Source organism: Rhodoferax lacus (assembly GCF_003415675.1).
Classification (GTDB): Bacteria; Pseudomonadota; Gammaproteobacteria; order Burkholderiales; family Burkholderiaceae_C; genus Allorhodoferax; species Allorhodoferax lacus.
Genome location: NZ_QFZK01000030.1, coordinates 1 through 19183 on the forward strand (window position 1 = coordinate 1; position 19183 = coordinate 19183).

At 53.3% G+C, this 19183-nt stretch carries 18 protein-coding genes; 9 read left to right on the forward strand and 9 right to left on the reverse strand.

Annotation, left to right across the window (positions count from 1 at the left end; genetic code table 11):
- Positions 1-141 precede the first annotated feature (141 nt).
- From DIC66_RS21545 to DIC66_RS21565, 5 genes are all read left to right on the forward strand, one after another.
- Positions 142-531 (forward strand): response regulator, encoded by a 390-nt coding sequence (locus tag DIC66_RS21545; RefSeq protein WP_117180247.1) that lies wholly within the window; start codon positions 142-144, stop codon positions 529-531.
- A 122-nt stretch (positions 532-653) separates the two neighbouring features.
- The gene (locus DIC66_RS21550; RefSeq protein ID WP_420820513.1) at positions 654-962 is read left to right on the forward strand and encodes an H-NS histone family protein; all 309 of its coding nucleotides are present in this window, start codon (positions 654-656) and stop codon (positions 960-962) included.
- Between the two features lie 232 nt (positions 963-1194).
- Positions 1195-1821: a PEP-CTERM sorting domain-containing protein gene (locus tag DIC66_RS21555; protein ID WP_117180248.1), complete on the forward strand. Its 627-nt coding sequence runs from the start codon at positions 1195-1197 to the stop codon at positions 1819-1821.
- A gap of 122 nt (positions 1822-1943) precedes the next feature.
- Positions 1944-2258 carry a DUF805 domain-containing protein gene (locus DIC66_RS21560; RefSeq protein ID WP_117180249.1) on the forward strand — a complete coding sequence of 105 codons (315 nt, stop codon included), beginning with the start codon at positions 1944-1946 and terminating at the stop codon, positions 2256-2258.
- A 53-nt stretch (positions 2259-2311) separates the two neighbouring features.
- Positions 2312-2626 carry a DUF4236 domain-containing protein gene (locus tag DIC66_RS21565; RefSeq protein ID WP_117180250.1) on the forward strand — a complete coding sequence of 105 codons (315 nt, stop codon included), beginning with the start codon at positions 2312-2314 and terminating at the stop codon, positions 2624-2626.
- 242 nt (positions 2627-2868) lie between these two features.
- On the opposite strand, the gene DIC66_RS21570 is transcribed toward DIC66_RS21565, so the two are convergent.
- The gene (locus DIC66_RS21570; protein ID WP_117180251.1) at positions 2869-3414 is read right to left on the reverse strand and encodes a hypothetical protein; all 546 of its coding nucleotides are present in this window, start codon (positions 3412-3414) and stop codon (positions 2869-2871) included.
- 1096 nt (positions 3415-4510) lie between these two features.
- On the opposite strand from DIC66_RS21570, the gene DIC66_RS21575 reads away from it, so the two are divergent.
- Positions 4511-4768, forward strand: a complete 258-nt coding sequence (locus DIC66_RS21575) for a hypothetical protein (RefSeq protein WP_147321378.1) — start codon at positions 4511-4513, stop codon at positions 4766-4768.
- Between the two features lie 629 nt (positions 4769-5397).
- Here DIC66_RS21575 and DIC66_RS21580 read toward each other — a convergent pair.
- From DIC66_RS21580 to DIC66_RS21605, 6 genes are all read right to left on the reverse strand, one after another.
- Entirely contained in the window at positions 5398-7686 is a 2289-nt protein-coding gene (locus DIC66_RS21580) for an FAD-dependent oxidoreductase (RefSeq protein WP_117180253.1), read from the reverse strand.
- A 7-nt stretch (positions 7687-7693) separates the two neighbouring features.
- The gene (locus DIC66_RS21585; RefSeq protein ID WP_117180254.1) at positions 7694-8230 is read right to left on the reverse strand and encodes a thiolase family protein; all 537 of its coding nucleotides are present in this window, start codon (positions 8228-8230) and stop codon (positions 7694-7696) included.
- Positions 8231-8617: 387 nt separating this feature from the next.
- Complete coding sequence (locus DIC66_RS21590; protein ID WP_233506058.1) at positions 8618-10762, reverse strand: [FeFe] hydrogenase, group A; 2145 nt, start codon at positions 10760-10762, stop codon at positions 8618-8620.
- Between the two features lie 397 nt (positions 10763-11159).
- Entirely contained in the window at positions 11160-11432 is a 273-nt protein-coding gene (locus DIC66_RS21595) for a hypothetical protein (RefSeq protein WP_233506059.1), read from the reverse strand.
- A gap of 295 nt (positions 11433-11727) precedes the next feature.
- A complete protein-coding gene (locus DIC66_RS21600; protein ID WP_117180257.1) occupies positions 11728-12342 on the reverse strand; it encodes an outer membrane protein in 615 nt (204 codons plus the stop codon).
- A gap of 163 nt (positions 12343-12505) precedes the next feature.
- Entirely contained in the window at positions 12506-12940 is a 435-nt protein-coding gene (locus DIC66_RS21605; RefSeq protein ID WP_117180258.1) for a c-type cytochrome, read from the reverse strand.
- A gap of 297 nt (positions 12941-13237) precedes the next feature.
- Between DIC66_RS21605 and DIC66_RS22985 the strand changes: the two genes are divergently transcribed.
- On the forward strand, positions 13238-13729 hold the full coding sequence (locus DIC66_RS22985) for a c-type cytochrome (protein ID WP_147321380.1): 492 nt from the start codon (positions 13238-13240) through the stop codon (positions 13727-13729).
- A 256-nt stretch (positions 13730-13985) separates the two neighbouring features.
- On the opposite strand, the gene glmS is transcribed toward DIC66_RS22985, so the two are convergent.
- Positions 13986-15881, reverse strand: coding sequence for a glutamine--fructose-6-phosphate transaminase (isomerizing) (glmS, locus tag DIC66_RS21615; protein ID WP_117180260.1), 1896 nt, complete (start codon positions 15879-15881; stop codon positions 13986-13988).
- 521 nt (positions 15882-16402) lie between these two features.
- Here glmS and DIC66_RS21620 point away from each other — a divergent pair.
- Both DIC66_RS21620 and DIC66_RS21625 read left to right on the forward strand, forming a co-directional pair.
- Positions 16403-16747, forward strand: a complete 345-nt coding sequence (locus DIC66_RS21620; RefSeq protein ID WP_117180261.1) for a DUF3135 domain-containing protein — start codon at positions 16403-16405, stop codon at positions 16745-16747.
- Between the two features lie 708 nt (positions 16748-17455).
- A complete protein-coding gene (locus DIC66_RS21625; RefSeq protein WP_117180262.1) occupies positions 17456-18178 on the forward strand; it encodes a hypothetical protein in 723 nt (240 codons plus the stop codon).
- A 12-nt stretch (positions 18179-18190) separates the two neighbouring features.
- Here the strand turns inward: DIC66_RS21625 and DIC66_RS21630 are convergent, their stop codons facing one another.
- Complete coding sequence (locus DIC66_RS21630; RefSeq protein ID WP_117180263.1) at positions 18191-19183, reverse strand: SUMF1/EgtB/PvdO family nonheme iron enzyme; 993 nt, start codon at positions 19181-19183, stop codon at positions 18191-18193.

Here is a 19183-nt window from a genome sequence, read left to right on the forward strand (position 1 = left end):
CAGACCGGCTTCAACACGCTTCAAGGCAGCCATGATCTGGCTGTCGGTAAATCTTGACTTCTTCACGTAGAACTTCCTTCTTGGAAAATTCTACTTCTCGGACCTTTGGTTTATCGGGGGGATTACCACGGTAAGTCACATATGGCCAAAATTCTCTCTAAGCTCCGCGTCCTCCTCGTAGACGACGAACCCATCATGCGTAGACTCGTGATGGAGCTTCTGCTACAGATCGGCATCCACCAGATTCATGAAGCAGGAGACGGGAAGGGCGCTTTGGTGGAGGCCATCAAGTTCCAGCCGGATTTGGTTCTGTCTGACATTCACATGGATCCGATGGACGGCATCGAGTTTGTGAAAAGGCTTCGAGCATTGCCGAATCCATATTTCGCCCATGTCCCCGTCATAATGATGACTGCCGACACCAGCAAGGACACCCTAACCGAAGTGCTGCCCCTCGGTATCAAGGGATACATGATCAAGCCTCCGACGCTGGAAGCGCTGAAGGCCAAGATCAAATCGGCCGTGAATTAGGTGAGCCTTTCCGGGGACCGTTCTCAATATATTCATCAAGACCTACCACCGTTATCTCAAAGTACTAAAATACTCGATGTCGCAATTAATTATGCGTCAGTTGGATATCTGTTAACTTGGAAATGATTGTGAATATGTCAACCCTAAAAGAACTCATTGCTCAAAAAGAAGCACTTGAAAAGCAAATTGAAGAAACTCGCCAGGCGGAGTTGTCGGAAGCCGTGAACAAGGTTCGCGAGCTGATCGCCGAATACGGTTTGACCCAGGACGACCTCTTTGGAACCACACGAGATACAAAGAAAGCAAAGCCTGAAGGTTCCAAGGTTGCTGCTAAATACCGTGACCCAGTTTCTGGCAAGGAATGGTCTGGACGTGGCCTGGCTCCGAAATGGCTTCAGGGCCGTGACAAATCAGAATTCTTGATTGCTTGATCTAATAGGTCAAATTTGAGAGTGAAAGGCCCGCCATGTGCGGGCTTTCTTTATTGTTAATTCAGCTCGCTGTAGTAAATAGATATGCAAATTTTCTTAAATCAAAATCAAAACGTTTGATATCCCCCGTTTGGGGGGGTGACATGTTTATTGCAAATATACGTTAGTACGTTTGAGCTATTGATGTACGGAGGATTCGAATTATCCTTGAACTTTCACAATTAAATTTCCCATGAAATACATCTTGCGTTTATCACTGTTGTTCGCCATTTTGGGAGCAGGATCATCAGCCTTTGCTGAGAAATTCGACTGGTCGTATAAATTCATCACATTTGCAAGTAACTACCAAAGTGACCCTCCATTGACTGTGAGCGGGACATTTGATGGAACCGCTAACGGAAATATCGTAACTGGAATTACAGCCTTTTCACTTAAATTCAATGGTGTTCCTTATGAGATGCGCTATGGGATGGATATCAAAAGCTACGTATGCGCCACAGCATGCGTAACCAATGGAAACGCCGCTGTAGCTTCGTTCGATGGACTTGCCAATAATTTCTTTATACGTGACCTCGATAGAACCTTAGCGAATCCACCAATTGATGGCGCTCAAGTGTTAATTTGGTCACCAAACATCAATTATCCAAGTGGATATGCGATGGCGTCGAACCCACCCACAATTGGTTCATATGACGCAGGATACTCAGGTCCTCTGGATATCTATTCTGCCAGTCGCTGGTCTATGGTGGTCTCAGTACCCGAACCAGAAACATATGCGCTAATGTTGGCAGGACTTGGATTGCTCTTTGTTGCTTCACGCAAACGCAAATCTAAGTCAGCTTGGCGTATGGCAGTCTGATATTTCTGGGTATGCCCAAATGAGTATTTTCAAATAACTCACCCATGTGGGGGATAGCACATTCACAAATTTTTGGTTATCCTTAAACATTAACCGTCATTTGACGAAGAAATAAATAATCAATGAACTTCCAAGACGCCATCAAGACATGCTTTTCAAAATACGCTGAGTTCAAGGGAACTGCATCACTTTCTGAGTACTGGTGGTTCTCTCTGTTCATTGTCCTAGCAAGCGTCGCCACCACTATGGTGTCCCCAGTTCTGAGCGGGCTGTTCTCATTGGGTGTGCTGTTGCCATCGCTGGCGGCAGCGACCAGGCGCCTGCATGACACAGACCGCAGCGGATGGTGGCAACTGATCGTCTTTTTGCCTGTTGTGGGGTGGATCATCCTGATCGTGTTCTTGGCGCAGGGGAGTAAAGCGACGAGCAAGTACTGAACGTATCAAACCCAATTGCCTAATTATGTGATTAGCAGCGCTGGACTCTACATATGTCCTTCCGCTTCCGTAAAACCATCAAGCTCTTCCCCGGTGTGAAGATCAACCTGAGCCAGTCAGGCATCAGCACATCCATCGGGGTGCCTGGTGCTACGGTGAACATTGGGAAGAACGGCACGCGCACCACCGTGGGCCTGCCGGGTACCGGCATCAGCTACAGCAAGAAGGTATCAGGTCCTGCCGGCCAACAGGTCCATCAGCAGGCTTTTGCGACGATCATGGAGGAGGGCGACGGCTCATGGTTCCTGTGGTTCATTGCCGCAGTAGCTGTGGGAATGGTGATCTATGGGCTGGCGTCGTCTCGCTGACCTGCTGGCAATCCGATCTTTTCGCCACACAAAAAGAAAACCCAGCAGGGTAAGTGCTGGGTCTTAACCATCGTCTGATGGCCTGCCAGGGAGGAGTTGCAGGTGACGTCAATTCGCCATCTAGTCAATGTACCGGTCGCAGGTAAAGCCAACATTTTGCATTTGTAAAGTACTCGTCTAGCTTGGTTCGAATTTGCGAATCAATACGACCAGTCCTCTGCAATCGCTGCCCAATCCAAACCCTAGATCTGTTGTTTGGTGCGGTTATCCAGCGCGAGCCCAAAGCCGTCCTGGAACCAGATCAGCACCGCGGTGGATGTATCAGCTTCAGGGTCTTTAGCCGGCGCCATTGATTCGAATATGGCCACGGTGCAGATCGGCGGCACAGCGATCCAACTCTCGTCCTCACTGGCTGAGTCGAGGCTGCATTCGAGAACGGGCGCCAGGCCTGTAGGTGCGCCTTCAAAGCTGGGGAACGCGACCTTGGCCTGGTCTATTGCATCGCCAAAGGAGCTCAGCGGGTGTTTGACCCCTTCCAGCATGCCGTCCTGGCTGGAGAACTGGACCATCTTCGTCATGCTGATGGTGTGTCCACTGGCCAGGTCAAAAGTCAGGCCGAATGTGGGCTCCCCATATTGGGGTGGTAGTTCTTGCCTTGGCCGTAGCGGCAGATCCTCGACCCTGAAATTGAAGACCTGGTTGATTGACTCCAGGTTGGCATTGCCAAACATGTTCACGTACTTGCGTTGCGTGATGACGAATGCGCGCTCGAATATTGGTTTTGACATTTACGACTCCCCTTAGATTTGAGGGTACAGCGGAGGGCGATGGCTGTCTACTGAGTCATCGACTCCGGCTTTGTGTTCGCATAAATCACCTTGAAGGCCAAACGAACTGCACGTTTTGCTTCAGCTTCCAGAGAGGCTTGAAATGCTGGTATGTCATCAGACGATGGCAGCTTCCAAAGCTTTGAAACTGAACCAGGCTCACCAGAATGTAGGATTTCGTTCCGAATGGTCCGAAGCCAATCCAGATCTTTGTCGTCACCCAATAGCTCAAACGACTTTGACGAATAGTCTTCAGTGGACACCGGTTTCGGAAGGGTAGGGGTAGGAATCTGAGTAAGTAACTTTAGGGCAGGGTGGAGGACAAAGGTGAGTCTTTACTGGGACTGCAGCACAGCGGCGATCCCGCAGAAGTCTCCAGAAGCCATAGGAATCGCTCTTGGCAGGTCTCTATTCAGGGTCTAACCTCCCTATGTCTGCAGGCAGAGAGTTCCAGCCCGGAAAATTCACACTTAGGTGATGGTTTACGGGGACCAGTTGTAAACCTTTACGCGAACGCCCCTAACTGGACCCAAAACGTCCTGAACATGCGGTCAGGCGGCGTTTTGTCATCCCTCCAACTGCCCAAAGGTGAGCTTTTAGGGGGAGCTGCGCAAGGTGAGTTCCTGCACCGCTCCTAGCTGCGCCAATGCCGAGTTCAGTACGAAACCGGCGCCCAGACGTTAACGCGACAGTCAAGGTGAGACTTTACAGGGACCTTGGCGGCGTGGTCAGAACCGAGATGATTCCATGAGCATGCGCCAGATTGACCTGCTAAAGACGGGTCAGACTGTGGTTCAGGGCAACTCACAGTCTCTGGTAGCGGCGAGCGTTTGGGTTTGCCGACTCGCCAGGCACAGCGAATGGTTAGCTGGTATCGCGCTGAGGGTTCAGGTGAAGTTACAGCGAATCTGTAAGCCGCTTTATTTGTGTGCAACCGGAAGTATCTGGATCTTCCATAGAGTTTGAATCTGCCGTATCGTTTCTGGCCATTAAAAACCTTGTTGGCAGCCGATGTCGGCATGCCAGAAATCAATTTCAACTCAACGAGGAGATGCGCATGCTTGACAACAATTTCGCTTTTGCCGTGGTTCACTCGCAGTTCCCCCATGTTGGGCACAGGCTCAAAGATCACTGGAACGAACCAGACTTCCCTGAAGTAATCGAAGAGCTCTTGAACCCAAACCCCAAGCGCCAAGGCTTCCCGAGAGGGGTGCTCAATGCATTGCGTTCTTTGGCGCCTATGCATGAAATGGAGGTCAATTATTCGGAACGACTAGGCGATCAGCCACAACTAACACTGAACCTTGAGCACTAATGGACGTGATGGCCGATTCGCAGACTAATCCACGGTTTTGTGCCTATCGGATGGTGTTGCAGGCGGGGTTGGTTAATACGAATCCAACTCACCTGCAGCAGCAACTGTGCAAACGAAAGTTCTTGATCATCGAAATACCTCATTAGGCCCGCAGGCAGCGCCTCTGTGCCAATACAGCATAGCCAGTGGTTGGATTTAAGCATTGCCGCTGGCGGGATTAGTCCAGCATATGCAAAGGCCCTTAAAACAGACCCGCCAACCTTTTCAGGGGTTGGCGGTTGTGGTGAGAACCCCGGGTCAGCTTGTCATGCTGACACGTCTGGGGACGTTCCCATCCGTTTTGATGCTAGGCACCAAAACTTGACCCAATTTCTTGAGTCCCCCAATTCCATGCCTCTCTGGTTCGCTTGCGCTGGCCGCTTGAGACACGGCTTCAGAATAGCTGCTGCTATGGAGGCGGGCTTACGAATCCGCAAGTTTCTTGACGCTAGATGTCCAAAAACCTCTCTCGGCTTGACTTGAACGAATTGGACGGGCTGCCAGAGCACTGCTCTGTGCTCGTCGACTGCCGTAATCGGCGACTGCATTTCGCACGGCGTGGCTACCCTCATACTTGGCACCCCAGAACCCTAGGCGCGCTCCTTTCGCGAGACCGTGCTGAGCATGCGCTTCGTCAATGTGTATCCATCATGCAAATTGCGTTGGACAGCGGCCTGAGAGAAGTCATAGTCACGTGATGCGCTCTCATCGTTACGCGCTTCGCGCACAATGCGCATGATCGGCAACGATGCTGTCTCGCCCATCAACTGGATGTACAAAGGTGACTCTTTGATGCGCTCACACGCGTCGGTCTCAAGGCTACCCATCAACTCCTCAACTAGGCGGTGGAAATCGTGCACCAGTTCGCGGGTTCTGACATCGTTAACCAACCGCTCGCTGTAGCCAATTTCGTCACGGCGCGCCTGTACTTCGAGCAGATTTTTTGGAAGCGCCCGCTTGTTGGGAAACAAGTCAATGACGAAAGTTCGTTTGCCATCTGCCCCACAACGCTGCACGACCATATCGAGCGGGGAGTTCGAGACAATGCCGCCGTCCCAATAGTGACGGCCATCAATGGTAGTCCAGCCGAATCCTGGCGGCAAACTGCAGCTGGCTAAAATATGGTCCGGAGTGAGCATGTCGGAATAGCTGTCAAAGACCTCCATCTCACCCGTCTCCACGTTCACGGCGCTGATCAACAACCGTACCGGGCTCGCTCGCAGACCGGAGAAGTCCACATACTTCAGCAACAAGCGTCGCATTGGCGCGGGGTCGTAGAAACTGGTCCATGCCTGCGGCCCTAGGGCCACAGGCGACATCCAGTGCGGCACAAAGAAGTTGGGAATGCCGAAGTTCAGAATATGCCAGGCAGTCAGCAGGTCCCCCATGGGCCCTGGCGAGATGCCATATATATCCAACGCCAATTCGTTCCAGAACGCCTCCAGTGCTGCGGCCATGCGCGTGGCATTAGCGGCCATGATGGCGCCATTCAATGCGCCAATCGATACACCCGCGACGATGTCCGGGCGAATGCCGGACTCCTCCAACGCCCTGACTGCGCCACACTCAAAAGCCCCCAGGGCACCCCCCCCCTGCAGGATCAAGACAGTCTGATTCGGGAATGCTTCAAGGCCAAAGTCAGGGTCGCCCAACCGAGATTTGATGGCCTTGACATTCACACCGTAACGAATCAAGGACGCAATGGATTTGGTCTCTTTGGCCGGGCGTCCCGTCGAAAAAAGGCCCCGTATCACGTCGCCTTGCATGTACAGGAGTGCCATGGAGCGCTGTGCCAGAGAACCGCGCACGATGTGCTCATTGCTTGCGTGTACGGTGCCAAAGAATTCAAAAGTCACGCCAAACAGTCCAGAAGAAAAATACGACACTTGGTCGTATGTCAGGCGCTGACCTAACATGTTCTTTGCTGCAAGGCGACCCTGCTTGATGGCGTTATCCCAGTGCTCCCAGCGGCGGCGCTCGCCCGACACGTGATCCGGAAAGTTGGCTACGTCACCTGCCGCAAAAATATGCGGGTCTTCGGTTTGCAAGTGCTGGTTGACCACAAGACCGTCCAATTCCTTTAGGCCGCTTCCAGCGAGAAACGCGGTGTTGGGAGTGACTCCCTGACCCAGAATCACTAGGTCACAAGGCAACAGGGCGCCCGAGTGAAGTTCTACTTGCGTGATCCGCCCAGCTGCTGTCAAGAAGGCCGATACGGTTTCAGACAGCAAAACCTGCACCCCCTTTTCTCGGCACAGTTGCAGGAAGAAGGCACTGATTTCTGCAGACTCAAGAACGGGAAAGACACTGTCACATTGTTCAATCACTGTAACCGAAGCACCTTGCTGCCTCAACGTCGAAGCTATTTCCAGGCCAATAAAGCTGCCTCCTACGACGACGACGTTGCGGGCCGATTGCGCGGCCTGGCGTACCGCCTGGGCGTCATCCAGCGTATGCAGGCAAAAAATGCCCTGTGCATCGGCGCCCGGTATCCGAGGTCGCAGTGCAGCAGCACCAGTGGCAATCAGCAGCTTTCCGTAGCCGATAGCGCCCGCCTTGTCTGTCTGGACAATTTTGCGTGTCGTATCGACCCGCAGTGCTGTCGTGCCCAACAAATACTCTATGCCTAGTTCCCGATAGCGCTCGGCACGTAGAACAGTAATTTTCTCAGCCGTGACTCCCCCACTCATAAACGCCTTTTTATCGAGTGGTGGCCTATGGTAAGGAAGTACGTTTTCAGTGCTCAAGAGGAGGATGGAACCATGCGCGCCTTCGGCACGCAACGTCTCTGCCGCAGAGGCACTCGCCAGGCCTCCACCCAACAACAAAAAGTCTACCAACCGGTGCTTGCTGGTACTAGGCGATGCGGCTTCCAACATGATGGTCCTACAGGCCGGACCCTAAAGCCCAACTGTCCTGACCTGCACGCGATATCCGGCACTGCACCACCAGGTCTTGGGTATTCCAACCGGCGTGCTCACCACTCAATGCGTCGTTTAGATCGTTATGCAGCGTGCTGTCAAAGTGCGTGTCATCACCCCTGCGTGCACAACAGTGGGCCTGTGGAGGGAGACAGAGAGCGAAATCCATGTTATCCATGCTTACGGCAAAGGCACAGTCGAACATACCCGACCAGTTTTCCCGTGCGGCGCTCACAACACTTTGAGTGCCATAGCCGAAAACACGGATTGTGGTGAGTGCGGGCACCACGACCGGCACGTCGGCATTGATTGCGGATTGGCCGAAGGTGTTCATTTTGCACCCCACCTGCATCGCATTGCTCATAATGACGGCTTGCGCCTCCATAGCATTCTGGGCCGAGCGACTGAGCGTTTTACTGATCAAGGCTGCACCCCAGTCAGTTGCCGACACACCGTTCAGGCTTCGCCGTATGTGCCAGTGGATGTGCGAACTGGATTGCATACAACGACGTCTCTTGGGACCATGTCAAGTCTCCCTTCAATTGGGAATCCAAAGCGTCAAGGGTTGATGCAAATAGCCTGGTTACGATTGATAAATCGCACTCAATGGAACAACTTTGGTATCAGATGGCAGCATGGGCATGTTTAATCTATGCCGCCAGTCGCGCCATGTGAGAAATCTGAGTCAGAGACCGTTCGACTCTTTATTTCCGGACCTTGAAACTGTCAACCTGCCTGCCCTCGCAGACATTGGCAACACAGGACCGAGCGATGCCTAAGTGACGAGGCGCTACGAACAGTAGCAACCTCCTGCAATTGCGGGTATTTGCAGATGTTCGCCTTCTCGCATGGCAGTGCGAGCCTAACCATCGGAATCCGGAAACATTGGTCACAGTATTTCCCGGAATAGGGCTTTGATAACAACTCTGGAGGCTCTACCTTCGTGCAAGGTTTCGATATCCAAACAAAACCTGCAGCGCTGGCCAGAGGGCGTCAATACAATGAGATCATCTTCATCGGCAGGGGACTCCATCAGGTGACGGGCAAACTCTGGTCCCAAATTACGGACAGGTAACTGCCTATGGATGAAGTCCACGATGCCATCGGCACCCCGGATATCGCCGAAGGGCGATGCCGTTGACCATAGGGCATCAGGGTGAAGTACTCTGACCGCTGCATGGGAATCGCGTCTGTCCAAACAGTCAAGAAACCGCATCAGAAGGAGTCGTTTGGAATGTCGTGCTGCATAGTGCGTATGCAGCAGTGCACGGGCTTTGACGGAATTGGGCCCATCCAACTGCGTGGCGTATAAGGCAAGAACATCGGGATTCTCGTGCGCACACCGCTTGGGCGCGACCTTGTCCAGCGCATAGGTTGCGCTCATGCGCTTCTCCAAGATCAGTGGATCAATGGACTTCGGTTCACCGCCGCCGCCCAGACAGCCTCCGACACAAGCCATTACTTCAATTGCAACGTACGCATCGCGCCACGTCTGCGTTGCAAGCATGCCTTGCGCTGCAGCAATGCCGTTGCAGACCGCAACTTTGCCTATGCCGGGAACTTCAGCGACTTTGATGCCCTGGGCTACGCCGCGGAGTTGATGCCATTCCAAAGCCAGAGTCTTGTCATGCCCACGCAAATGGGCCGCAGTGCGCAACAGCGCCTCCATGACGCCTCCCGAGGCAGCAAAAATCTGTGCGGCACCCGTGCTTTCACCAAGAGGTCGGTCAAAACTGTCCTCTCCCGATAGCGCAGCGAACGCAATACCGCGCGCCTTGATCATCCGAGCCAGTTCACGCGTGGTCAGAACATGGTCAATATCACCGCTGATGCCAGGGCGTTGTGCCTCGTCCTTTTTGGCCGTGCAGGGCATCACACTCACAACATAGGGCTCTGCCTTACCATTCGCAAATTCGGGACCAAGCGCAGCTGTGAAGCCAGTACGTTTCGTGAGTGCACCATGCATTTGCTGGGGTGATTTGGTGGTACTCAGGTGCGGCAACAGATCTGACCGATGGATCTCTACCCAGTTCACCCATCCGGGGCAGCAGGACGTAAAGAGCGGTAGGTGCTCCGTGCCCTTTAGGCGTTCCAGGAGCTCTGTGGCCTCCTCCATGACAGTCACATCAGCCGCAAAATTGGTATCGAAGACATAGTCAAAGCCCAGCAGCCTCAAAGCGTGGATCATTTGGCCCGTGCTGACCGTACCGGGCTCCATTCCAAATTCTTCGCCAATTGCAACACGCGTTGCCGGTGCAACCTGTACAGCCGATACCCGCATGCGGGTATCGAGGGTATGCAGGACCGTATGCCAGTGTGGGGTCTCGATCAGGGCGCCTACCGGGCACACCAGCGTACATTGACCACACGATATGCAAGGAGTGTCTGCCAGCGGTAGATCGAAAACTGTGACCGGTAGGCGCTCAGATCCGCGCTCGGCAAAACCGATGACATATTGCTGTTGTCCTGAAGCACCACACGCCTCTGCACACAAGCCGCATTCAACGCATTTGGAAAGGTCACGCCAGATGCTAGGCGATGTATGGTCTATCAGGCTGTGCTCTGGGTGATGGATGGATCCTCTGGGAACGTAGCCCCAGTCTATGTCCCATGAATCTTCGCCTATCAGCTGCTGCAGGCGACAAGCACCATTGACTTCACAATCCCTGCACGCATTGGGATGACGTGCCAGCAGCCACTGGGTATTTCTCTTCCGAAAATCCTGCAAATCTTGTGAATCGGTTACCACCACGTCACCCGCCTTGGCTTGTGTAATACAGGCAGGTTGCGGCCGAACGACTCCATCTAGTTCCACGAGGCACATACGGCACACTGCATGTGCCGGTAGGCAAGGGTGGTAACACAGCGTTGGAATATGCACGCCGACGGCCTTGGCGGCATCGAGCAAAGTGGCACCCACATTTACCTGAGCAGAGCGACCATTCACCCTCAGCTGCACCATGGATGGTCCACTGAATTCGCTGTTGGCAGCAGGCAGATTGCAATCGTGTCCCAAAGCGTCTCCAACATTCAAAGAAGTCCTGTGTCGCAATGTACTCAGACAGCAAAAACGACATATAGGTAGTACCAAGGTCAAAGGACCTTGGCACCAGGTGTTCATGCACAGCAACCATTCCTGCGAGAGGTAAAGCGACTTGGATTCATATAGGGCTAGCTTCGTCGAACCAACCTCTGGGCAAGCAGCGAACCTCCAAGCCTGAGTGTTCCTCCATAGCGCACCAGGGGTAGGCCAGAGCACGCGTAGCTCAATCGAGCTCAAAAATCGACCACCCAACAGTCTGATGTCAGTCCATGTGGTTGGACCTGCAGCACCTTGTCAAGTGAGGTACCCCTGCTAAACCATCAACGTCAACAACATCAGTTTGTGATGGGGGGTGCCCGGCATGAAACCGATTGAATTTCCAGCATTTCTAGAGCGGCGGACGACCGGTGCCTTGTACACCTTCGGCGCGGGCCGTGAGATACGCATAGAGATCCAAGATATGGAAGTTCACACTCGGACTTCCCTCCCAAGCGGGCATCTGAATGGCTGGCTCCTTGCGCCGCATTACTGTATCAGTCAATGCCTCTAAAGACTCGCTGTTGCTGGCATCAAATGTAGGCTGCAGGTTATTCCAGTCATAGCGCTTGAGCACCAATCCGACGAAACGGCGCGGACCCATCCGCTGTATCAAGGGCATCAAGTCAGGGCCAGTCTCAGCACCTACTGCATCGGTTCCATGGCAAGCCGAACACTTATCCTTAAACACACGCCATCCCGAATAGACCGAGCCTGGTGGCCTTGAGGACCGCGCAAGCTCTTGTGCGGCCTGCAAGTTTGTCACATCCATGGCTACATCCCCAGCACAAGCGCTCAGCACCATGACGGCCCCCAAGACACAGCAGTGCAAAACCATCAAGCCTAGAGAAATCACTAAACGCGTTGGCAATCCGGCCTTTGTCCTTACAGTGGCATCTAGAGGCACCGCTCGACCACGTTCAAAACTGGTAGCCTACCCCGAACAGTCCCTCGGTGGCGTGAACCTTGAAGTCTGTACTCTGTCCGGGAAATGTTGCTGAACTGTAATAAATTTGCTTGACCTCGGCCTGAAGATACAAATTGTTGTCAAGCATAGTACGAAGCCCGAGACCATAGCCAATACCATCGATAGACTTGTCGCCGCTTCGACCAGCTACTTCACCCTGCATGTTGGCATTTTCGTATCCGACTTTGCCGTATGCTAAGGTTTTGTCCGATACCTTGAAGCCTGGTTCCAAATAGACTGAATAGGCATTTTTCCTTTTCAGAGAAAAACCACCTGTGGACGTGCCTGCATCTCCTGCAGAAACATCGGTTAGGTTATAGCTGGCACCTACCGAAACAATGAATGATGGGCTCAAGGACCATCCCCAAGCGCCTTGCAAATTGGCGCCCTGTGAGTCCCATCCTATCCCACTGATACGATCAGAACCGGAACTGATTTCCGTACTGTTAGATTGCAGCCCCAGGTTCAATGCCACGCTGCCGCCTTCAAACGGATTCTGCTGTGCATTTGCATATGACGAGCAGACTACGACAGCAACCAAAATAACATGATTAAAGCGGATTTTCATGGTGCCCTTCCCATTCAAGTTGGCACGGGAAAACCGTGCATGATTTAAGTTTCTGGCCGCTGTGAAGCCAATGGTTTGAGAAAGCGCAATTCGGCTGCTATCAGTGGATGACCATCAGCCGACATCTATCGCAAGAAATGTAGATTGCTGATTACCACGTCAGTTAACGAACCTGCAATCGATCTAAATACTCCAGCAGCATCAAGATACGCGCGCGAACCAATGATTCGGAATCGTATAGCCCGCGTGCTTCACGAAGATTCGCGGCGTTTTGGATCCTGAATTCGCGCCCCCAGACGGGCATTTCACGGCTACCATGGATAGGTACATCTTCACCTTCTATGACATCAAAGAGTCTCTTCATAGGCAGTACGCCGTGATTTGCTTTGGCAAGAACAGTCAGATCCGGAGACCGACGTTTCAGGAAATCTACCAAGGGACCGCCGCCCTTTCCATCCTTGCCGTGGCAAGAAGCACAATGTGATTCAAATTCTTCCTGGCCGATGTCTTCCTTGGCTTGAACTTGGGCCAACGTACAGCTACTGTACGCTGCTATGCCGATTGCGAGAAGCATTCCATACGGGTTGATTTGCGCCATGTGATTTTCCTTAAGGTTTGAATTTCACTGTATATGCTGCCCGCACTTAAAATTGGATAGATTGTCAAATATCAATTTTGCAATAGTGCATCGATTGGCTCAACGGAAGGAACCGGTGCTGACCGCAGGTTTGATCATGGGCGGAATGACAGCATGCATTTCAAAGATACGAATTTCGCATGTCCCCGTCTATGTCAATTTCAATTGGAAGTCGACAAATGAAGTAATTTTGCGAATGCGCAAACCTATGCTATCCGCAAAGAGCCAGATTGGAAGGGTATTAAAGATTTGTCAATATTGAAGATTCAATTCTTGGTTCTAATTCATCGATTCGGCGTGACTTCCGTTAAACCTGAGGATCTGCTTTTTATGATACGTTCACTGAATTTTCCTAAAGGGATACTTCTTTTGATTTGCAGCTTTCTAACTGCATCTGGCATTTGCTTTGCTTCTGACAAGTTGACAAATGGAAAGATAGAATTTCAAAGCAGCTGCAGCAGCTGTCATGGGTTGTTGGGCAGGGGTGATGGGAAAATGGCAACTGGTCTTGTACCTCCACCACCAGATCTGACTATGCTTTCGGCCAGGAACGGCGGCACGTTTCCCTTACAACGGATCAAGCAAGTGATCGATGGCCGAGACGCCAAGGCCAACGATCCTCACGGCTCTCGTGAGATGCCGGTCTGGGGAGATGTGTATCGAACAGACGACGGACAGCCGCAAGACCTCAACGTACGCAATCGCATCGAATACCTTTTGGCTTACCTGCAAGATATACAGAGGAACTAGTTTCCGGCTAGCGAGGCGATTCAGGCAAAAGGTAGATCTGACCGGAAGCTGTCGTCATAGCCAGTCGCTTCACTTGCAGTTGGGAAGCAATTAAAGCTTGCGGTCTTTCACCATCATCGTTTACGCAGCTGTGATTGGTCAGAACAGAAGCACGAAAATACTGCCTCAGGCTCTCCACACGTGCCCCCCTTCTTGAACAGCTCTGCACTATTGGCTCGTATGAGGTTTACTTCATCCAACGAACTTCTCCCAGCCTCTATTCCACCGTCACACTCTTAGCCAAATTCCTCGGCTTATCCACATCCGTCCCCCGCGCACATGCGGTGTGGTACGCCAGCAGCTGCAGCGGCACCACATGCAGCATGGGGGATAGCTCCCCGTAGTTCTCCGGCATGCGGATCACGTGCAGGCCTTCGCCGCTTTCGATGCGGGTGTCGGTATCGGCCAGCACATAGAGCACGCCTCCACGGGCGCGCACCTCGTGCATATTGCTTTTGAGCTTTTCCAGCAGGGCGTCATTGGGCGCTACGGTGACCACGGGCATGCTGCTGGTGACCAGGGCCAGGGGGCCGTGTTTGAGTTCACCAGCCGGGTAGGCCTCGGCGTGGATGTAGCTGATTTCCTTGAGCTTCAGGGCGCCTTCCAGGGCGATGGGGTAGTGCAGGCCGCGGCCCAGGAAGAGGGCGTTTTCGCACTGGGCGAAGTCGTCGGCCCAGGCCATGACCTGGGGCTCCAGGGCAAGCACGGCTTGCAGGGCGGCTGGCAGGTGGCGCATGGCTTTCAGGTGGCGTGCTTCTTCGGCTTCGGGGAGGCGTCCCTTGGCTTGGGCCAGGCACAGGGAAAGCAGGAACAGGCCCGCCAGTTGTGCGGTAAAGGCCTTGGTGCTGGCCACGCCGATCTCCACACCGGCGCGCGTCACATAAGCTAGGCTGCATTCGCGCACCATGGCGCTGGTGGCCACGTTGCAGATGGTCAGGGTGTGATGCATGCCCAATGACTGCGCGTGGCGCAGGGCCGCCAGGGTGTCGGCGGTTTCGCCGCTTTGGGTGATGGTTACCACCAGGGTGTTGGGGTTGGGCACCGAGTCGCGGTAGCGGTACTCGCTGGCCACTTCCACCTGCGTGGGGATCCTGGCAATGCTTTCTAGCCAGTACTTGGCGGTGCAGCCGCTGTAGTAGCTGGTGCCGCAGGCCAAAATCAGCACCGAATCAATCTGCGCAAACACGCGCGCGGCGTTGGCGCCGGGCTGGTGGTTCATTTGCTGGTCAAACAGCTCGGGCGTGATGCCCTCCACGCCTTCCAGGGTGTCGGCAATGGCGCGGGGCTGCTCGAAAATTTCCTTCTGCATGTAGTGGCTGTAAGGGGCCACTTCGATGCAATTGGAGCGGACATCAACCACCCGTATCGGGCGCTCGGCGGAGGTGAGCAACTTATGGGCTTTGTCGAACACTACGTATGTCTTAGGTCGGACATCCACCTGATCACCCTCTTCCAAGTAAATGATCTTGTCGGTAAGGCCGCTGAGCGCTAATGCATCACTGGCCAGATAATGCTCATTGCCGTCCTTGCCAATCCCCAAGATCAAAGGCGATCCAACACGTGCCCCAATCAAGCGGTATGGTTCATCTTTGCAGACAACTGCAATTGCGTATGTACCGTGCAACTGCGCTGTCGTCCTTCTGACTGCATCCGCCAAATCACCCCTGTACAAGCTGTCAATGAGGTGAACAATGACTTCACTATCAGTCTGGCTGTCGAACTTGTAGCCTTTTAACTCCAACGAGAGGCGTAACGCCTCGTGGTTCTCAATGATACCGTTGTGTACCAAGCCGACATTTCCGAACGTAGCGTATGTACCGGCTCCTCTTCCACAACTGAAGTGCGGGTGAGCATTACGTACCACTGGTGCCCCATGCGTAGCCCAGCGAGTGTGAGCTATTCCCAACGAACCCTTCATGGAGATGGTGTCCACTTGTTGTGCCAGCTCAGCCACGCGCAATGTACTTCGGACCCGGCGCAGCCCAGGCTTATCACTTTGTACATAGACAGCCACTCCACAGGAGTCATATCCTCGGTATTCCAGCCGCTCCAGACCCTGAACTAGCAGGGGAACAATGTTGCGGTTTGACACCGCGCCAACAATGCCACACATACGAACACTCCTGTGCTTTAGACAACGCACTATTGGGGCTTATATCCGTACTTGGACGCTTGACCATTCGCATCCTTGATAGCAAATGGTCTCACACTTGACACGCAATATTTTGCAGCGGTTAAACCTATCGATCCCGAAAACGACCCTCAACGTAAGGCAGCCAACTTGTGCTCGAAGAACGGCTGGATGTGGCTGATATATTCCTTGAACCGATGCCAACATCTCAACCAACGCCTGGAGCGTGAAATGGCCACTGGCGCGGGTCATGCGTCTTGAAAATACTCGCTTACGCATATTCCAGGCTTCCTCCCGCCCTGCTGCAGCGAATGTATCTACTCTCAAACTTAGCCAAGCATGCGGAATCGCAAATCATTTGCCTAAAATTCGCTCATATTGCGCTTGGTGGGCGGAAGGCTTGTGCCCATTTGCGAATACGCCGATGAGTGCCTGCCCGTGGGGGGCAAAGTCACATCCTCTAGTAAAGCCATGGACTTACGGTAACGATTTAGGAGGAACCCATGTCTCATTTCTGCCCATTGCTTCCCTTCGATGCCTTGGTTGCTTTTCATAAGACAGATCCGCAAGGATTTGAGAAATACCGATCTGTTCAATTGAACCTAGCCGTGGTGACAGCGCCAATAGAATACCGTGCGGGATTGACAAAAGTGTTGGACCATATTGATGCGACGCGCAAGTCAGCAAAGTCTGCCCAGGAAGCTGCTGCAAAAGCACATGCCTTGATGTCCACGTCTCTTGCTTCACTTGCCGAGGGGCTGCATGACTTGCACTCCTCCAGTGCTGAACTGCAGACCATCCTCATCCTCAATGACTTGAAGAAGATTTCCCACTTCAGACCAAACTAAGATTCTTCAGAGCTCTGAAAGCTTGCACTGTCAATCCGAAATTAATCCGTGGAACGCCCAGCGTGCCAAGTCGCGTAATCACTATTGCTAATGCCGTTTTTCTTCCTTCCCCTGTCGGATCTGCCTTGATTCTCTGGATATCTGTGAGAAGGGGCAACGGTCGCGTAGCAGAAGAGCTAACCACTAGGCTACCCTTGTCCCCATGGCATTTGCACTCATGCGCAAGTCCCTCGCTTTGATATCCTCGCTCGGCCCTGCACACATAGTGACCGACGCGACCGCAACTGTCAGGTCGCACTGTACGCCTTGCACTCTCACCTTGGCATCCAAGGCCATGACCTTGCATCCGTTCCGAAGATTAAGGAGGAACACCACATAGTGTTGCTACAGCCACTGTCAGGGTACAGGGAACGTAAGCAGCACTGGCTCACCCACTCCATGGGCAGGAAAGATCGAAATTTTGGCGCTCATAACCACATATTGACTGAGGTATAAATGGGGACAACCAATCACCCGGATGGCATCCGACTCATGACCCTTTGCTCACGCTACCACATTCCTAACTTGGTCATCGTCAGCGGGCTGCTACTCACCACCCTGGCTTGTGCCCGTACCGTTCATTCTCCCTGTGTTGCTTCACCGCAATCTATCCCAGCAAGGCTAGGTAACGCGCGCAACGCGACGGCCTTTTTTGATCTTGTAGCAGGCATGACCGAACGCCAACGGGACAGTGCAATCCTAAGCGAACTTCAATCCGGCAACATTCCCGACTTTTTACGCAATCTGCAACCGGTCTCATTGGTCAGTAGGGCCTCTGACGGCACAGCCTTGAGTCTTACACTCTGCGTCATGGCCGATTACCTAAGCATAGGCTCGGATACGGATTTTTCCCGAATGCCCATGGAACTGAATACCGCGCTGTTGGTAGCAGAACAATTTGGCTTCACACTGCCCACGCCCCAGATGGTTGACCTGATTTACGGTCAGGCTCCCTTGCATATGGCACCGCAGCCCTTGCCCGCCGGCAACGATATGCGCAGTTCAGAGTATTACCGTCTGCATAACGTCATGGTCAAGCTGCAACGGGAAGCCAGCGGCATGGGACTAGAGGTGCTGACTGCCGGGCACAAGAAGGATCTTGTGCTGAGCACCCGGCTTTGGAATATGCCCGGGCGGGTTGCCATATACGGCTGGCAGCTCCCCTCGGGGTTACCCATACAGCCGCTCAGTACCGTGCACGGTAGTCATTACGCGGACTACAGCCATGGTGTGCGATTGGTAAGCAACACTGTTTATGTCAATGGTGCAGCACGTTCCATGGACGATGTCATTGGGGATCCTAAACTGGCGCCCTTACTCAGCACCGAGGGACCACTACCATCACTCACCGCGTGGTTGGCTCGGATTGTCAACCGCACGGATGGCAGCTGATGTTTTGGGCATTCAGTGCGGCGCAAGCGAATTGCAGCAACGAAATCCGAGATGGTAATTGGCATGGCTGTTGGGGGCCATGACACGACCGCCGTGCCAATAGGGTGCGCGCCATCGGCACCAATCCTCATGGGCACGTATGGAGTCAAAAACAAACCAGCTCCCTTTCATTTCGGTGTATCCAAGGGACTGGCTTCCACGGCTGGACATCTGGCTTGGATCCAGTGGTAAATTCATGTGCTCTGCCGCATTTCCATTCAAGTCGTAGACGCCCAAGTTGCTGTGGCACTGGGGGAATGCCCCCGTCGGATAGGTATTTGAGCCGCAAGCGCTCCATCCGCCGCCAGGACAATCCGCTGTCTTATGGCTTGCCGTCCCGCAGACACCTGTCTTGTATGTGGGACCATAACTCCAACGTTTGTTTTCCGAGAACGCCTTGTTGTGTGCAAAGCGCATTAAACTTTGGGCTTCAGCAGGTGCCCTCCCCCTGGCCAAGTCAAAACGATAGTCAGGCGGTAGTAGACGACCGTCGCAAGCGCCCTCCCATTCGTGGGCATCACACAGACGTTTGCCCATAACCTCACATATCTCGGCGGCTTCCTTCGCGCGCACCCAAACAACGGGATATTCGCAAGGAATATCCGGGAACTCAAATTGGTCTATGCAGGCACTCGCTTGATCCGGTGTTTGGGTCTTTGGATCGTACAGGGGTGCCATGAAAGGCCGCCCGCATATGCGCGAGAATCCGACGTTAGGTTGCATGCTTCCGGCGCGCTCATCGCGGCACTGCTGAGGCGTCATCGGATGCACAGAAATGCTAGGGTTACCCTGGCCGATAAAGCCCGACTTGCGAAATATCTCGCGAATGCGCTGTGTCTGGCCGTCACTCAGCCCCTGTTCACGCTGCAGGGATTGCAACAGAAGTTCATTTTGCTCAATTAGCGAACCTGCGTGCGATGGCAAGCATATTGCAGGCAAGAAAATCCAAAGCAACGAGCGCAACAT

What these genes read in the sequence shown, in the direction of transcription:
- DIC66_RS21545 (WP_117180247.1), top strand. Translation starts at nt 142, where the DNA reads ATGGCCAAAATTCTCTCTAAGCTCCGCGTCCTCCTCGTAGACGACGAA.
- DIC66_RS21550 (WP_420820513.1), top strand. Translation starts at nt 654, where the DNA reads ATGATTGTGAATATGTCAACCCTAAAAGAACTCATTGCTCAAAAAGAA.
- DIC66_RS21555 (WP_117180248.1), top strand. Translation starts at nt 1,195, where the DNA reads ATGAAATACATCTTGCGTTTATCACTGTTGTTCGCCATTTTGGGAGCA.
- DIC66_RS21560 (WP_117180249.1), top strand. Translation starts at nt 1,944, where the DNA reads ATGAACTTCCAAGACGCCATCAAGACATGCTTTTCAAAATACGCTGAG.
- DIC66_RS21565 (WP_117180250.1), top strand. Translation starts at nt 2,312, where the DNA reads ATGTCCTTCCGCTTCCGTAAAACCATCAAGCTCTTCCCCGGTGTGAAG.
- DIC66_RS21570 (WP_117180251.1), bottom strand. Translation starts at nt 3,414, where the DNA reads ATGTCAAAACCAATATTCGAGCGCGCATTCGTCATCACGCAACGCAAG.
- DIC66_RS21575 (WP_147321378.1), top strand. Translation starts at nt 4,511, where the DNA reads ATGCTTGACAACAATTTCGCTTTTGCCGTGGTTCACTCGCAGTTCCCC.
- DIC66_RS21580 (WP_117180253.1), bottom strand. Translation starts at nt 7,686, where the DNA reads ATGTTGGAAGCCGCATCGCCTAGTACCAGCAAGCACCGGTTGGTAGAC.
- DIC66_RS21585 (WP_117180254.1), bottom strand. Translation starts at nt 8,230, where the DNA reads ATGCAATCCAGTTCGCACATCCACTGGCACATACGGCGAAGCCTGAAC.
- DIC66_RS21600 (WP_117180257.1), bottom strand. Translation starts at nt 12,342, where the DNA reads ATGAAAATCCGCTTTAATCATGTTATTTTGGTTGCTGTCGTAGTCTGC.
- DIC66_RS21605 (WP_117180258.1), bottom strand. Translation starts at nt 12,940, where the DNA reads ATGGCGCAAATCAACCCGTATGGAATGCTTCTCGCAATCGGCATAGCA.
- glmS (WP_117180260.1), bottom strand. Translation starts at nt 15,881, where the DNA reads ATGTGTGGCATTGTTGGCGCGGTGTCAAACCGCAACATTGTTCCCCTG.
- DIC66_RS21620 (WP_117180261.1), top strand. Translation starts at nt 16,403, where the DNA reads ATGTCTCATTTCTGCCCATTGCTTCCCTTCGATGCCTTGGTTGCTTTT.
- DIC66_RS21625 (WP_117180262.1), top strand. Translation starts at nt 17,456, where the DNA reads ATGACCGAACGCCAACGGGACAGTGCAATCCTAAGCGAACTTCAATCC.
- DIC66_RS21630 (WP_117180263.1), bottom strand. Translation starts at nt 19,183, where the DNA reads ATGTTGCGCTCGTTGCTTTGGATTTTCTTGCCTGCAATATGCTTGCCA.